Raw genomic sequence first — 15,110 nt, 5'->3', positions numbered from 1 at the left:
CTGAGCTACCGCGGGAAGGGCGGAACGCCGACGCCGGCGATCGAGTAGCCACCCTGCTGGCTGCGTTCGGTGAACCGGGCCGACGCGGACCGGTTTTCGATCGTGATGGACAGGGGATTGCGTGCGTCATCGGGCAGCGCCTCGAAAACGGTTCCCTGCCAGTGGTACTGACCATCGATCGGGTCCAGGTGGCCGGTGAGTCGGACCCGGGACACCCGGCCCTCGATGGTGGCGGGTCCGTCATAGAGGTCCTCGGATTCCTCGATCTCGGCGCGCCCGGCCGGCTGTACCGCACCGCCGGGCAGGAATCCGCTGCGCCGCCACATCCGCCGCGCGATCGGGCCCATCAGGCCGACCTCCTCCAGGAACGAGGCCAGCGGGGCGAAGCCCGCGATCTGCACCTGGTGGCGGTGCGGGGACCGGCGTGCCATCCGCCGCGCCGCCCGGCCGTCCAGGCCGACCCGGTGATACTGCACCTTGTTGGTGAACAGGAACCGGAAGAACGGTCCGCCGAGTCCGTTGAGGTTGCCCACCCACATCCGCTTGGCGCGCGACATCGTCGGCATGCGCTTGCGCAGTCCGTCGCGGGCGAACTGGATGTGGCGGGCCTCCTCGGTGACATGGATGCGCATCAGGCGCTGCACCACCGGCTGCAGTTCGTCATCGTCCATCATCTGGCGTTGCAGCGAGTCGAAGATCTCCTCGCCGATCAGCGCGGCGACCCACAGCACCGACCCGCGGAACGCGAACGGCAGGGCGTTGATGGCGATGCGTTGATAGAGCCTGGGGCGCACCGGATCGGCACCGACCTTGGCGATGGCCTTGCCGAACATCACCATGTGCCGGGTCTCGTCGCCGAGTTCGGTGAGTTCGTAGTGGGTGGTGGCCGCGGTCGGGTCCTGGTGCATCATCTTGCGCAGCAGTGCCTGGTTCAGGATGTTCTCGAACCAGATGCCGGCTGACAGCGTGTTCACCAGTTCCTGGCGGGACAGTTCGATCTGCTCGGCCCGGCTCATCGCCTCCCAGATCGGCGTGCCGTACAGCGACACCACCTTGGGTGGCAGATAGAACTTGTCCGGATCCAGCGGCGCTTCCCAGTCGATATCCACGACGGGTTCGTAGGACTTGCGCACCGACCCCTTGAGCAGGCGTTCGGCGAACTCCGCGCGAGTGGTCTGTGTCTTCACCGAAGCTGTCATCGTCGACTCCCTCGAATGGTGCGTGAGCCTTGAAGCTACGTTCGATACCAGCGGTAGTCAATACCCGCGGTACTGGGTAATTCTCTCCTGCGGTGGCCCCGCTAGCCTTCGCGGGTGCGCACAATTCATGTCATCGGTATCGGTGCGGGCGATCCCGACTACGTGACGGCGCAGGCCATCTCGGCGCTCAATGACACGCAGGTCTTCTTCGCCATGGACAAGGGCGACGCCAAGGACGATCTGGTCGCACTGCGGCGGCTCATCTGCGAGCGGTTCATCGACGAACCCGGCTACCGGTTCGTCGCACTGCCGGACCCCAAGAGGGCCCCGGCGACCGACGGGCCCGCCTACGAGCAGGCCGTCAGCGACTGGCACGCCGCGCGCGCCGCGCTGTGGGCGCGGGCCATCGAGACCGAACTCGGCCCCGACGGAGTCGGGGCATTCCTGGCCTGGGGCGACCCGTCGCTGTATGACAGCACGCTGCGCATCCTGGACCGCGTCGCCGAGCATGTGGAATTCGACTTCGACGTGATTCCCGGCATCACCGCCATCCAGGCGCTCACCGCGCGGCATCGCATCCCGCTCAACGATATTGGCGAGGCCGTCCTCATCACCACCGGTCGCCGGCTGCGGGATGAGGGTGTGCACGGGGCGGCCGTGGTGATGCTCGACGGCGAATGTTCGTTCCTGCGTACCCTGCCCGACACCCGGATCTGGTGGGGTGCCTACCTCGGCACGCCCGACGAGTTGCTCGTCCACGGCACCGTCGGCGAGGTGGGTGAGCAGATCGCCGAAATGCGCGCCGCGGCAAGGGAACGGCACGGCTGGATCATGGACATCTACCTGCTGCGCACGGCAGACTGAGCGGCATGAGCGCAGCTTGCGGAGCGAATCGACAGACGACATGCGGTAGCCGAGCCTGCGAGGCAACCGCATGAGCGAAGCTTGCGGAGCGAATCGACAGACGGCATGCGGTAGCCGAGCCTGCGAGGCAACCGCATGAATTTTCTGCTGCGCGCCGCACTGACCGGAGTCGCGTTGTGGGTGGTGACCCTCGTGGTGCCCGGCGTCAGCATCCTCGGGGGCGATTCCACCCTGCAACGGGCCGGCATCATCTTCGTCGTCGCGGTGGTCTTCGGGCTCGTCAATGCGGTGATCAAGCCCATCGTGCAGTTCATTTCGATACCGCTTTACATCCTGACCCTCGGCTTGATCCACATCGTCATCAACGCCCTGATGCTCTGGATCACCTCGTGGATCACCGAACACACCACGCACTGGGGCCTGTTCATCGAGGATTTCTGGTGGACCGCGATCTGGGCCGCGATCGTGCTGTCCATCGTCAGCTGGCTACTGTCCCTGGTGGCCGGTGATGCGAAAAAGGCTGTGCAGTAACGGATCAGGCCCCGTCGCCGCGATCGCCCCGGGATCGGCGGCGTTCTAACTGCCCGTGGCCCGCCGCGCGTTGCTCGGCCGGCGCTCCGGCACACCCGCGCACACGGGAGACGATATCGGTGCCCGCCCGGGCGACACTCGAGTCACACTGGTGACATGCCCGAACTGCCCGAAGTGGAGGCGCTCGCCGATCACCTGCGCCGGCATGCCGTCGGCAAGGCCGTCGGCAGGGTCGACATCTCCGCCCTGTCGGTGCTCAAAACCTTCGACCCGCCGGTCACCGCGCTGCACGGACACGACGTCACCGGGGCGGCTCGGTGGGGCAAATACCTCGGTCTGCAGGTCGGCGAGCTCTACCTCATCACCCACCTGTCGCGGGCCGGTTGGCTGCGCTGGTCGGACAAGCTGTCGCCGACGCCGCTGAAACCCGGTAAGGGCCCCATCGCGCTGCGCGTGCACCTGGGCGACTCGCAGGGCTTCGACCTGACCGAGGCCGGCACCCAGAAACGCCTGGCGGTGTGGGTGGTCCGGGACCCGATGGACATCCCGCAGATCGCCGGCCTGGGACCCGATGCGCTGGCGCTGGATCCCGACGGGCTGCGCGAGGTGCTGGCCGGTCATGGGGGCCGCATCAAGAACGTCATCACCGATCAGAAGGTGATCGCCGGGATCGGCAACGCCTACAGCGACGAAATCCTGCACGTGGCGAAGCTGTCGCCGTTCGCGACCGCCAACAAACTCTCCGACGCGCAACTGGCCGACCTGCACGACGCGATGTCCTCGGTACTCACCGATGCGGTGTCGCGTTCGGTGGGCCAGCAGGCCGCAACGCTGAAAGGGGAGAAGCGTTCCGGGTTGCGGGTGCACGCCCGCACCGGGCTGCCGTGCCCCGTCTGCGGGGACACGGTGGCCGAGGTGTCGTTTGCGGACAAGTCGTTCCAGTACTGCCCGACATGCCAGACCGGCGGCAAAGTGCTCGCAGATCGCAGAATGTCGCGTCTGCTCAAGTAGATTTCCAGCCGTGACCCGTCCGCACGTGGTGTCCGGCACCGCCGCGACGATGACGATTGTGGCGACGGGCCTGGGCGCCAGCATCACCGCGGCGGATCCGGTGATCCTGTCGGCGAACATCTCGGCGGTCCGGGACGGGCTGGAGCTGTCGCCGGGCACCGCCAGCTTCGTCGCCAGCGTGGCCACCCTGTCCCTGGCGGCGGGCGTGCTCGGAGCCGGCGCACTCGGGGACAAGTACGGCATGAGGCGGATGTTCTCGCTCGGCCTGATGGGCACGGTCGTGTTCGGTGTGCTGGCCGCCTCGGCGCCGAACGCCGGGGTGCTGATCGCCGCCCGCGCCGGGGTGGGACTGGCATTCGCCCTGCAACTGGGATTGGCGCTGGCCATCGTCAACGTCGTCTTCCCGCCCGAGCGCCGGGCCACCGCCATCTCGTTGCACCTGGGGGCCGGGTTCGTCGCTGCGGTGCCGATGCCGGCGATTGGGTCACTGCTCGCCGAACACTTCGGTTGGCGCACCTGCTTTCTGGTGGCCCCCGTCCTGGCGCTGATCGCGCTGGCCATGGTGCGCAGGTACGTGCCGGAGACACCACGCGCCGAGCGCCGACTCGACGTGGTCGGTCTGCTGCTGGTGGCCGTCGCACTGTCGGGGACGGTCTTCGGGCTTTCCCGGCTGCAGAGCGGTCTGAACGCGGGCGTGATCGGGTCGCTGGCCGTCGGGCTGGTCGCCGCGGTCGCCTTCGTGATCTTCGAACGACGCACGCCCAGCCCCGCACTGGATCTGCGCATATTCTCCTCCGGGCCGTTCAATGCCGCCGTCTTCGCCGGCATCGCCTTCAACTTCCTCAGCGGCGGCGTGACGGTCCTGCTGGCCTTCTACCTCGTCGCCGTCCGCGGCGAATCACCCACTGTGCTCGGTCTTCTCATGGCGCCCGCCGCGCTGCTGTCGGCCGTCGCGGCCGCGGCGGCCGGCCGGGCCGCGGTGCGACTGGGGCAGCGCGGCGTGCTCGTCGGCGGGCTGGTGTTGCTGGTCGCGGGACTGCTGGTGGTCACCCGGCTCGGCGAGCAGAGCTCACTGTGGTTGCTGTTCGCGGCGGTGGCCTTCAACGCCGTCGGCGCGGCCGTCGTCGAGACCATCGAGGCCACCGTCATGCTGCAGACCGCGCCGGTGGAGCTGAGCGGCGCGGTCGCCGCGGTGAAAAGCGCTGTCGGACAAGCGGCGTACTCGATGGGGCCGGCGCTGTTCGCGCTGATCGGCACCAGCGTCTTCGTGCACTCCGCTGCCGGCAAGCTCGCCGGCAGCGGGATCAGCGAAGAGCAGGCGCGCGAGGCGTTGCGGGCGGCCCACGGCGGGGCCGGTTCGGCCGCGGGCACCAACGTGCTGGACCCACAGCGGGCCCGTGAGGTGGTCGACGGCGCGCACGCGAGCATGATCGACGCCATCCATACGCTCGGCTGGACGCTGACCGCGGTGCCGCTGGCGGCCATCGTGGCGGCGCTGATCCTGATGAGGCCTGCCCGTGCCTGACAACGACGATCCCACCGCCATCGAGTTCATCGCCCGGCTCGGCTCGGCGATGCTCAGCGCGGACTATCCGGTGACGATGGTGCGCCATGCTCTCGAGCGGGTGGCCGCCCGGCAGGAAACAGACTGCCCGGTGCTGGTGCTGCCGAACTTCATCCAGGCCGGCGACCGGCACCACACCACGGTGGTGCGTGGTGCCGCATTGCGCTACGACCAGACCTTCCCGTTGGGCGAGTTGGTGGAGCAGGCCCAGCGCCGCCGGGTCGACCCGGTCGAGGGGATCGCCGAGCTGGATCGCATCCACGCGCTGCCGCGGCGCTTCCCCGGCTGGGTCGGGGTGATCGGCTATGGGTTGCAAAGCGCCGCCTACGGCCTGATCCTGCAACCGACGGTGGTGTCGCTGATCGCCGCCACCGGGTTCGGGCTGATCGTCGGACTGCTGGAGCTGGCGACCCGCAAGAATGCCGCGTTGCGCCAACTGCTGCCGGTCCTCAGCGCATTCCTGGTCACCTATGTCGCCTTCAGTCTCGGGCGGCTGCTGCACATGGGCCATGACAGCCTGCGGGTGTTGATCGCGCCGCTGACGCTGTTCCTGCCCGGGGTGGCGATCACGCTGGCGGTCATCGAATCGTCGACCAGTGAGATGGTGTCCGGATCGGCGCGGCTGATGGCCGGATTGATGCGACTGGCACAACTGGCGCTGGGGATCCTGCTGGCCGTCCAATTGCTCGGGCTGTCCTGGTCGGAGCTCGCCGATGCCCCCGTCAACACGCTCGGTAGCTGGGCGCCCTGGTTGGGTGTCGCCGTGTACGCCGTCGGGATCACGCTGCACCTCGGGCCGCCCCGCGGCTTCGCCCCGTGGCTGATGCTGGTCCTGTTCACCGCGTACGGCGCCCAGGTGCTGACCAACGCGGCGTTCGGCGGGTATGTCAGCGGCTTCGGCGGCGGGCTGATCCTGATCCTCTGCGCGTTGGCGCTCAGCAGACTGTCGATGACACCGGTGGCCCAGGTGATGCTCGCCCCCGGGTTCTGGCTGCTGGTGCCCAGCTCGATCGGGATGATCGGGGTCGCCGCACTGGCGTCAGGGCAGGGCAGTGCGGCGATCACGGTCATGCTGGTGTCGATGATGTCGATCGCGTTGGGATTCACCAGCGGATTCGCGGCCTGGAACGCGATTGCGCGCCGTGGAACGGATCCCGAATCGACGACCGAGCTGTGAGGGTTTGCTCCCAAGATGTATAACTCGGTTATCCTGCTGCCATGACCCGCCAGAAGATCCTCATCACCGGTGCAAGCTCGGGCCTGGGCGCCGGCATGGCGCGTGCCTTCGCGGCCAAGGGCCGGGACCTGGCATTGTGTGCCCGCCGCGTCGAGCGGCTCGAAGAACTGCGCGCCGAGATCCTCGACAAGCACCCATATGCCAAGGTCGCCATCGCTGCGCTGGACGTCGACGACCACGAGGCCATCCCGCGGGTGTTCGGCGAACTGTCCGACGAACTCGGCGGTATCGACCGTGTCATCGTCAACGCGGGAATCGGTAAGGGCTGGCCGCTCGGTGAAGGTAAGCCGTGGGCCAACAAGGCCACCATCAACACCAACCTGATCTCGGGCATGGTGCAGATCGAGACCGCACTGGAGATGTTCAAGAAGTCCGGCGGTGGACACCTCGTGCTGATCTCCTCGGTGCTCGGAAACACCGGGGTGCCCGGCGGCAAGGCGGCCTACTGCGCGAGCAAGGCCGGAATGACCTCACTGGGGGAATCCCTGCGCGCCGAGTACGACAAGGGGCCCATCCGGATCACCGTCATCGAGCCCGGCTACATCGAGTCCGAGATGACCGCGAAGTCGGCGACCACCCTGCTGATGGTCGACAACGAGACCGGTGTCCGCAAGATGGTCGAGGCCATCGAGAAGGAAAAGGGGCGCGCCGTGGTGCCGTCCTGGCCGTGGGCGCCGATCACGCAGATCATGCGACTGCTGCCGCCGAAGTACACCAAACGCTTCGCCTGAGAGCTTCGTCTGCGGGATGTTTATGTCGTCTCAGCGGGTGGTAACCGTCCTTGCATGATGGTGAAACTGACGAAGATGACGCCCGTATTGTTCGCCGGTGCCATGGGCGCGGCTATCGCCTTCTCGCCCGTGGCCGGCGCGACCCCCGCACCCCCGCCGCCGCCGCCGCCGTGCTGGAACGCCGACGGCACCCCGTGTGCCTCGGTCGGCACCGCAGGTCCCGGCGGCGTCGATGTCGCGGTGCCCGGTGGCCCGGTTGGTGAGGCCGGACCCGGTGGCGCCGAAGGTGCGATCCCCGGTGGCCCGGCCGGTGAAGCCGGTCCCGGAGGCGCCAGCGGCGTGATTCCGGGTGGTCCCGGCGGTTCGGCCGGCCCCGAGGGTGCCACCGGCTCGATCCCGGGTGGCCCGGGCGGGACTGCCGGTCCCGACGGTGCCAGCGGAGTGATCCCCGGCGGCCCGGTCGGTAGCGCAGGCCCCGGTGGAGCCAGTGGCTGCATCCCGGGTATCGGGTGTGCCACGATCCCCGCTCCCTAAGACGTAAACACGCTCTCGAAGTTCACGAAATGGCTGCTCCCGGTACGTCCGGGGCAGCCATTTCGCGCATTTCGGGCCGCGGCCCGTGCGCCTCGGATGGGCATCCTGGGTCATTTTCTTGACAGAGTGTTGGGTTTTCCTAACAATAGGTTGCATGAGTCCGGTACGGCGTGGGGACCAGCTTCCCATTCATAACCGCATCGGCGTGCTGCGCGCCGAGCGGCGCATGACACGGGTGCAGCTGGCCGGGCTGATCGACGTCAACCCGCAGACCGTCGGTGCGCTGGAGCGAGGCGACCACTACCCGAGCCTTGACCTGGCGTTCCGCATCTGTGACGTCTTCGAGTTGCCGGTGGAGGCGGTGTTCTCCCGAGAACCGTTCACGCCACTGTCGGCCGAACTCTATGGAAACAGGCAACGAACGGAAGGGACGCGGCCGTGACAGAGACGAGCATCCTCGACAGGTACCAGGATTTCCGGACCAGAAGGTTCCTGAAACAGGAACGCACATATGCCAATTCACTGCCCGCGTGGCGCAACCGCCGCCGCCGACGGATGCTCGTGGTCGGACTGGCGGTGACGTTCGCGTTCATGGCCGCCGTCGCGGTGCTGTGCGCGTTCGGCCTGTGGTGGGCGCCGCTGCTGTGGCTGCCGGCCTGCGTGGCGTTCTTCCCCATGTGGACCGTGCTGCAACTGGTCTCGGGCAGGCGCGGTGACGCACCGGAGGCCGCGCTCGACGAATTCGAGATCGCCCAACGCAACAGCGCCCGGTCCATCGGGCTGACCGCAACGCAGTACCTGATGATGCTGCCCATCGGGTACCTGATCTTCGGTTCCACGATCACCGACGGCACCGATACCGACATGGCGTATGCCGGCGGGCTGATGGCGCTGACGGTCCTGCTCATCGGCGGCTGTCTGCCCGCCATGATCTTGGGTTGGACGCGCGTGGACGTCGAGCCCGAATAGTCAGGCGCTGCGGCCGCGTTCGCTCCTGTAGTGCCGGACCAGCGCATCGGTGGAACTGTCGCTCTGCTCGGCCGGTGCCGCATCCTCGGTGAGCACCGGCAGCAGCGCCTTGGCCTGGGTCTTGCCCAGCTCCACACCCCACTGGTCGAACGAGTCGATCCCCCAGATCACACCCTCGGTGAAGACCTGGTGCTCGTAGAGCGCGATCAACTGGCCCACCACCGAGGGCGTCAGCTTGGTCGCCAGGATCGACGTCGTCGGGCGGTTGCCCGGCATCACCTTGTGCGGGACGACGTCGGCGGCGGTGCCTTCGCCGGCGATCTCCTCGGCGGTCTTGCCGAAGGCCAGCACCTGGGTCTGGGCGAAGAAGTTGCTCATCAACAGGTCGTGCATGCTGCCGGTGCCGTCGGCGGTCGGCAGATCATCGGTGGGCTGGGAGAACCCGATGAAATCGGCGGGGATCAGCCGGGTGCCCTGGTGCAGCAACTGATAGAAGGCGTGTTGTCCATTGGTTCCCGGTTCGCCCCAATAGATCTCGCCGGTGTCGGTGGTGACGGGCGTGCCGTCGGCGCGCACCGACTTGCCGTTGGACTCCATCGTCAACTGCTGCAGGTAGGCCGCGAACCGGGACAGGTCGTTGGAGTAGGGCAGCACCGCGCGGGACTGCGCACCGAAGAAGTTGTTGTACCAGAGGCCGATCAGGCCGAGCAGTGCCGGAGCGTTCTCGGCCAGCGGCGCGGTGCGGAAGTGCTCGTCGACCAGATGGAAGCCGGCCAGGAACTCCGCGAACCGCTCCTTGCCGATCACCGCCATCACGCTCAGGCCGATCGCGCTGTCCACCGAGTACCGGCCGCCGACCCAGTCCCAGAAGCCGAACATGTTGTCGGTGTCGATACCGAACTCGTCGACCAGCTTCTTGTTGGTCGACACCGCCACGAAATGCTTGGACACCGCGTCATCGCCCAGTGCCGCGGTGAGCCAGCGCCGCGCCGCGGTGGCATTGGTCAACGTCTCCAAGGTGGAGAACGTCTTCGAGGCGATCACGAAAAGCGTTGTCGCCGGGTCGAGACCGTCGAACGTGGCGACCAGGTCGGCGGGATCGACGTTGGAGACGAACCGGGCCGAGATGCCGGCGTCGGCGTAGTGGCGCAGCGCGTCGTACACCATCACCGGACCCAGGTCAGAGCCGCCGATGCCGATGTTCACCACGCAGGTGATCCGCGCACCCGTCGCGCCCGTCCACTCGCCGGACCGCAACCGGTCGGTGAACGTGCCCATCGCGTCGAGCACCTCGTGCACGTCGGCGACGACGTCCTGCCCGTCGACCTCCAGCTCGGCGCCCCTGGGCAGGCGCAGGGCGGTGTGCAGCACCGCACGGTCCTCGGAGGTGTTGATGTGCGTGCCGGAGAACATCGCGGCGCGGCGGCCCTCCAGGTCGGCGGCCGCGGCCAGATCGGCCAGCAGGCCCAGGGTTTCGCGTGTCACCCGGTGCTTGCTGTAGTCGATGTAGAGATCGCCGACGGTGAGGGTCAGTTCGGTGCCGCGGGCCGGGTCCTCGGCGAAGAGCTCCCGAAGATTCTTCGACGCCACCGCGTCATGGTGGCGTTGCAGCGAATGCCATGCGGCCGTTTCGGTGATGTCAGCACTCATTCTTCTGACCTTAGTGCGGCGCCCGGATCGAGGGTGTACATGATGGATGTATGAGCATTGAAGACTTGATTGCATCCGTGCCGACCGGGCTGTGGATCGGCGGTGAGGAACGGGCAGGCTCGTCCACCTTCGACGTGCTCAACCCGGCCACCGACGAGGTCATCACCTCGGTGGCCGACGCAGGAGCGCAGGACGGTATCGCCGCGCTGGACGCCGCCGCCGCGGTACAGGCGGACTGGGCCGCCACCCCGGCCCGCGAACGCGGCGAGATCCTGCGTTCGGTCTTCGAAACCCTCACCGCGCGAAGCGAAGACCTCGCCACCCTGATGACCCTCGAAATGGGCAAGGTGATCGCCGAGAGCCGCGGCGAGGTCAAGTACGGCGCCGAGTTCTTCCGCTGGTTCGCCGAGGAGGCGGTGCGCATCGGCGGCCGCTACACCCCGGCGCCGGCGGGCACCGGCCGCATCCTGGTCACCAAGATGCCCGTCGGCCCCTGCTACGCCATCACCCCGTGGAACTTCCCGCTGGCGATGGGCACCCGCAAGATCGGACCGGCCCTGGCCGCCGGCTGCACCATGCTGGTCAAGCCCGCCCAGGAGACGCCGCTGACCATGCTGCTGCTGGCCAAGCTGATCGACGATGCCGGCCTGCCCAAGGGGGTGCTGTCGGTGCTGCCGACCACCAAGCCCGGCGAGTTGACCGGCGCCCTGATCGACGACGGCCGGCTGCGCAAGCTGACCTTCACCGGGTCGACCGGGGTGGGCAAGGCGCTGGTGAAACAGTCCAGCGACAAGCTGCTGCGCACCTCGATGGAACTGGGCGGCAACGCCCCGTTCGTGGTGTTCGACGACGCCGATGTCGACGCCGCGGTCGAGGGCGCCCTGCTGGCCAAGATGCGCAACGGCGGCGAGGCGTGCACCGCCGCCAACCGCTTCCACGTGGCCAACGCGGTGCGTGAGGAGTTCACCGACAAGCTGGTGAAGCGGATGAGCGAGTACACCCTGGGCAACGGCCTGGAGGATTCGTCGACGCTGGGCCCGCTGATCTCGGCAAAGCAGCTCGGCATCGTCGCCGACCTGGTGTCCGACGCGGTGGCGCGCGGCGCCGAGGTGGCGGTCGGCGGGGTCGCGCCCGGCGGCCCCGGACACTTCTACCCGGCCACCGTGCTGGCCGACGTGCCCGCCGACGCCCGCATCCTCAAGGAGGAGGTCTTCGGTCCCGTCGCGCCGATCACCGGTTTCGACACCGAGGAGGAGGGCATCGCCGCGGCGAATGCCACCGAATACGGCCTGGCGTCCTACATCTACACCCAGTCACTCGACCGGGCGTTGCGGGTGGCGGAGTCCGTCGAGGCCGGCATGGTCGGGGTGAACCGCGGCGTCATCTCGGATGCGGCCGCCCCGTTCGGCGGGATCAAGGAATCCGGGTTCGGGCGTGAGGGCGGTTCCGAAGGTATCGAGGAGTACCTGGAGACCAAGTACATCGCCTTCACGCCCTGAGCCGGGGCTAGTGGCCGAGCCGGCCGCGGCCCAGGCGTAACAGCAGCATGGCCAGGTCTTTGCCCTCCGGGCCGAGCTCGCTGTAGCGCTCGATGACCTTCATCTCCCGGCTGTGCACGAGCCGGGTGCCACCGGAGGCCATCCGGGCCTTGCCGATGATCCGGGAAACCTCGGTACGGCGTTGCACCGCGGCCAGGATCGTGGCGTCCAGTTCGTCGATCTCCAGACGCAGATCGTCGATGTTGGCGGCGGGCTCGGGTGACACGAACCGAGTGTGCCACCCGACGCAGATTCGGTGCAAAGCCGGGTCACGGGGATGTCACCGTTCAGCGGTAGATTCGAGACCGAAATGACATCGCTTTCTCACGCACCAGCTCACGCTTCCGGTGGGGCCTCCGAAACCGACCAGCTGCTGGACGGGCTCAACCCGCAGCAGCGCCAGGCCGTATTGCACGAAGGGTCCCCGCTGCTCATCGTGGCCGGTGCCGGGTCGGGCAAGACGGCGGTGCTCACCCGGCGCATCGCCTATCTACTGGCCGCCCGCGAGGTGGGCGTCGGCCAGGTGCTGGCCATCACGTTCACCAACAAGGCCGCCGCGGAGATGCGCGAACGTGTCGTGGCACTCATCGGGCCGCGTGCCCGGAGCATGTGGGTGTCCACCTTCCACGCCACCTGCGTGCGCATCCTGCGCAACCAGGCCTCGCTGCTGCCCGGGCTGAACTCCAACTTCTCCATCTATGACGCCGACGACTCGCGGCGGCTGCTCATGATGATCGCCAAGGACATGGGCCTGGACACCAAGCGGTACTCGCCGCGGCTGTTGGCCAACAGCATCTCCAACCTGAAGAACGAGCTGATCGACCCGGACCGGGCGCTCGCCGATCTCACCGAGACCGCCGACGACATGTCCAAGACCGTGGCTTCGGTGTTCGGCGAGTACCAGCGCAGGCTGCGGGCGGCCAACGCCCTGGACTTCGACGATCTCATCGGTGAGACAGTCGCTGTGCTGCAAGCCTTTCCGCAGATCGCCCAGTACTACCGGCGGCGGTTCCGGCACATCCTGGTCGACGAGTACCAGGACACCAACCACGCCCAGTACATGTTGGTGCGCGAGCTCGTCGGCGTGGAGACACACCCTGAGGACCCGGCCGGTGTGCCTCCTTCCGAGCTGTGTGTGGTGGGTGACGCCGATCAGTCGATCTATGCGTTCCGCGGCGCCACCATCCGCAATATCGAGGATTTCGAGCGCGACTATCCGAACGCGACCACGATTCTGCTGGAACAGAATTACCGCTCCACGCAGACGATCCTCAACGCTGCCAACGCCGTCATCTCCCGCAACGCCGGGCGCCGGGAGAAGCGGCTGTGGACCGACTCCGGTGAGGGTGAACTGATCGTCGGCTATGTCGCCGACAACGAGCACGACGAGGCACGCTTCGTCGCCGAGGAGATCGACGCGCTGGCCGACGGGCACCAGGTCAACTATTCCGATGTGGCCGTTTTCTATCGGACCAACAATTCGTCGCGGGCGCTGGAAGAAGTGTTCATCCGCGCCGGCATCCCGTACAAAGTCGTTGGCGGAGTGCGGTTCTACGAGCGCAAAGAGATCCGCGACATCGTCGCCTACCTGCGGGTGCTGGACAACCCCGGCGATGCGGTGAGCATGCGGCGCATCCTGAACACCCCGCGCCGCGGTATCGGTGACCGCGCCGAAGCCTGCGTGGCGGTGTACGCCGAGAACACCGGCGGCAGCTTCAACGATGCCCTGCAGGCCGCCGCCGAGGGGCGGGTGCCGATGCTGAACACCCGCTCGGAGAAGGCGATCGCGTCGTTCACCCAGCTGCTCGACAGCCTGCGCGGCGGTCTGGACGGTGAGCTCGGCGATCTGGTGGAGGCCGTGCTGGACCGCACCGGATACCGGCGCGAACTCGAAGCCTCCAGCGACCCGCAGGATCTGGCGCGGCTGGACAACCTGAACGAACTCGTCAGCGTCGCACACGAATTCAGTATCGACCTGGCCAACGCGCAGGCGTTACGCGACGAAGAGGGCATACCCGAGGACGAGGACGTTCCCGACACCAGCGTGTTGGCCCAGTTCCTGGAGCGGGTGTCGCTGGTCGCCGACGCCGACGGTATCCCCGAACACGAATCCGGCGTGGTCACCATGATGACGCTGCACACCGCCAAAGGTCTGGAGTTCCCGGTCGTGTTCGTGACCGGGTGGGAGGACGGCATGTTCCCGCACATGCGGGCCCTCGGTGACCCGACCGAGCTGTCCGAGGAACGCCGGCTGGCCTATGTCGGCATCACCCGCGCCCGGCAGCGGCTGTACCTGAGCCGGGCCAAGGTGCGTTCGTCGTGGGGGCAGCCGATGCTCAATCCGGAGTCGCGGTTCTTGCGCGAGATCCCGGAGGACCTGATCAACTGGCGCCGCGTCGAGGCGCCGTCGGCGGCGTTGAGCGCCCCGCGGGTCGGACGGTTCGCCGACAGTGCACGCCCGGCGCCGGTCCCGGCGAAGGCGCGCAACCGGGCGATCTTCACGCTGGAGCCGGGGGATCGGGTCACCCACGACAAGTACGGGCTGGGCCGCGTCGAAGAGGTCTCCGGGATGGGGGAGTCGGCGATGTCGCTCATCGACTTCGGCAGCGCCGGCCGCGTCAAGCTGATGCACAACCACGCACCGGTGCAGAAACTCTAATCCCGCGCCCACTCGCGGGTGCTCGGCAAGAGTGCGAGCACGATCGCGGAGACCGGCAACAGCGGCATCGCGTACACCACCGGGTGCAGTTTGGCGCCGGCCAGGAACAGGCTGCCGAAGATCAGCAGCCCGATGGCGGCGCCGACGGCGATCAACAGCCGTCCCATCCGGCGCTGCAGTAGCAGTGCGATCAGCCCGCCGATACCGGCGGCGGCCGAGATGGCGGTGAGGAATCCGATGGCGATGCAGAACAGCAGATCGGTGTTCCACCACCCGGCGATCAGATCGGTCGCGATGACGGCCGTGGCCCAGCCGGACAGGATGCTCAGCACGGCGGCCGCGATGGCGGTGGCGGGCCCGGGTGACCGTCGCGAGGGGACGGCGACCGGGACGGGCCGTGGGATGTAGGCGGTCTGTCCCGCCTCGGCGTCGTGACGTACGGCGGCCGCGTTAGGGACAAACACGGTGCGGTCGTCACTCAACGAGGGAGCGTTCAACGCGGGAAAGGAACCGGTGGGGGTCCGGCGAATGATGCGAGGGTGATCAGCAGGCGGTTCGGGTGGATCCGGGGTCACCCGTCCAACGTAGCTTTCAGGCCGATGTAGCTTTTCGGCCGACGTGGC

General features: G+C 67.7%; 15 protein-coding genes and 1 pseudogene. 12 read left to right on the top strand and 4 right to left on the bottom strand.

The annotated features are described in order from the left end of the window. Window positions 1–5 precede the first annotated feature (5 nt). Window positions 6–1,199 carry a diiron oxygenase gene (locus tag C6A86_RS23130; protein ID WP_105361564.1) on the bottom strand — a complete coding sequence of 398 codons (1,194 nt, stop codon included), beginning with the start codon at window positions 1,197–1,199 and terminating at the stop codon, window positions 6–8. A 114-nt stretch (window positions 1,200–1,313) separates the two neighbouring features. Between C6A86_RS23130 and cobF the strand changes: the two genes are divergently transcribed. The 10 genes and pseudogenes from cobF to C6A86_RS23080 all read left to right on the top strand — a co-directional run bounded on the left by cobF (window position 1,314) and on the right by C6A86_RS23080 (window position 8,640). Next, the gene (cobF, locus tag C6A86_RS23125) at window positions 1,314–2,063 is read left to right on the top strand and encodes a precorrin-6A synthase (deacetylating) (RefSeq protein ID WP_105361563.1); all 750 of its coding nucleotides are present in this window, start codon (window positions 1,314–1,316) and stop codon (window positions 2,061–2,063) included. A 135-nt stretch (window positions 2,064–2,198) separates the two neighbouring features. Then, complete coding sequence (locus C6A86_RS23120) at window positions 2,199–2,594, top strand: phage holin family protein (RefSeq protein ID WP_105361562.1); 396 nt, start codon at window positions 2,199–2,201, stop codon at window positions 2,592–2,594. Window positions 2,595–2,750: 156 nt separating this feature from the next. Continuing rightward, window positions 2,751–2,948, top strand: a pseudogene (locus C6A86_RS23115) (DNA-formamidopyrimidine glycosylase family protein); the annotation flags it as partial. A gap of 183 nt (window positions 2,949–3,131) precedes the next feature. Then, window positions 3,132–3,605, top strand: a complete 474-nt coding sequence (locus C6A86_RS23110) for a zinc finger domain-containing protein (protein WP_233212838.1) — start codon at window positions 3,132–3,134, stop codon at window positions 3,603–3,605. Window positions 3,606–3,615: 10 nt separating this feature from the next. Further along, window positions 3,616–5,130: an MFS transporter gene (locus C6A86_RS23105; RefSeq protein ID WP_311100883.1), complete on the top strand. Its 1,515-nt coding sequence runs from the start codon at window positions 3,616–3,618 to the stop codon at window positions 5,128–5,130. Further along, on the top strand, window positions 5,123–6,346 hold the full coding sequence (locus tag C6A86_RS23100) for a threonine/serine exporter ThrE family protein (protein ID WP_233212930.1): 1,224 nt from the start codon (window positions 5,123–5,125) through the stop codon (window positions 6,344–6,346). Before C6A86_RS23105 ends, C6A86_RS23100 begins: the two co-directional genes overlap by 8 nt. A gap of 41 nt (window positions 6,347–6,387) precedes the next feature. Next, window positions 6,388–7,137 carry an SDR family oxidoreductase gene (locus C6A86_RS23095; protein ID WP_105362482.1) on the top strand — a complete coding sequence of 250 codons (750 nt, stop codon included), beginning with the start codon at window positions 6,388–6,390 and terminating at the stop codon, window positions 7,135–7,137. 54 nt (window positions 7,138–7,191) lie between these two features. Beyond that, window positions 7,192–7,671, top strand: coding sequence for a hypothetical protein (locus C6A86_RS23090; RefSeq protein ID WP_199196121.1), 480 nt, complete (start codon window positions 7,192–7,194; stop codon window positions 7,669–7,671). A 154-nt stretch (window positions 7,672–7,825) separates the two neighbouring features. Further along, window positions 7,826–8,113: a helix-turn-helix transcriptional regulator gene (locus C6A86_RS23085; RefSeq protein ID WP_105362483.1), complete on the top strand. Its 288-nt coding sequence runs from the start codon at window positions 7,826–7,828 to the stop codon at window positions 8,111–8,113. Continuing rightward, window positions 8,110–8,640, top strand: coding sequence for a hypothetical protein (locus tag C6A86_RS23080; RefSeq protein WP_105362484.1), 531 nt, complete (start codon window positions 8,110–8,112; stop codon window positions 8,638–8,640). Before C6A86_RS23085 ends, C6A86_RS23080 begins: the two co-directional genes overlap by 4 nt. Here C6A86_RS23080 and pgi read toward each other — a convergent pair whose 3' ends face one another. After that, window positions 8,641–10,290, bottom strand: coding sequence for a glucose-6-phosphate isomerase (gene pgi, locus C6A86_RS23075; protein WP_105362485.1), 1,650 nt, complete (start codon window positions 10,288–10,290; stop codon window positions 8,641–8,643). A gap of 50 nt (window positions 10,291–10,340) precedes the next feature. Here pgi and C6A86_RS23070 point away from each other — a divergent pair, with 50 nt between their 5' ends. Next, window positions 10,341–11,789: an NAD-dependent succinate-semialdehyde dehydrogenase gene (locus C6A86_RS23070; protein WP_105362486.1), complete on the top strand. Its 1,449-nt coding sequence runs from the start codon at window positions 10,341–10,343 to the stop codon at window positions 11,787–11,789. Between the two features lie 7 nt (window positions 11,790–11,796). Here the strand turns inward: C6A86_RS23070 and C6A86_RS23065 are convergent, their stop codons facing one another. Beyond that, window positions 11,797–12,090 carry a chorismate mutase gene (locus C6A86_RS23065; protein ID WP_276005862.1) on the bottom strand — a complete coding sequence of 98 codons (294 nt, stop codon included), beginning with the start codon at window positions 12,088–12,090 and terminating at the stop codon, window positions 11,797–11,799. Between the two features lie 48 nt (window positions 12,091–12,138). Here C6A86_RS23065 and pcrA point away from each other — a divergent pair, with 48 nt between their 5' ends. Continuing rightward, complete coding sequence (gene pcrA / locus C6A86_RS23060; protein ID WP_105362493.1) at window positions 12,139–14,487, top strand: DNA helicase PcrA; 2,349 nt, start codon at window positions 12,139–12,141, stop codon at window positions 14,485–14,487. On the opposite strand, the gene C6A86_RS23055 is transcribed toward pcrA, so the two are convergent. Further along, window positions 14,484–15,062 carry a hypothetical protein gene (locus C6A86_RS23055; protein WP_105362488.1) on the bottom strand — a complete coding sequence of 193 codons (579 nt, stop codon included), beginning with the start codon at window positions 15,060–15,062 and terminating at the stop codon, window positions 14,484–14,486. The genes pcrA and C6A86_RS23055 overlap by 4 nt on opposite strands. Between the last annotated feature and the right edge of the window lie 48 nt (window positions 15,063–15,110).

Origin of the sequence: Mycobacterium sp. ITM-2016-00316, from assembly GCF_002968335.2 — a bacterium.
Taxonomy (GTDB): Bacteria; Actinomycetota; Actinomycetes; order Mycobacteriales; family Mycobacteriaceae; genus Mycobacterium.
This window is presented reverse-complemented; position numbering and strand designations above follow the sequence as displayed.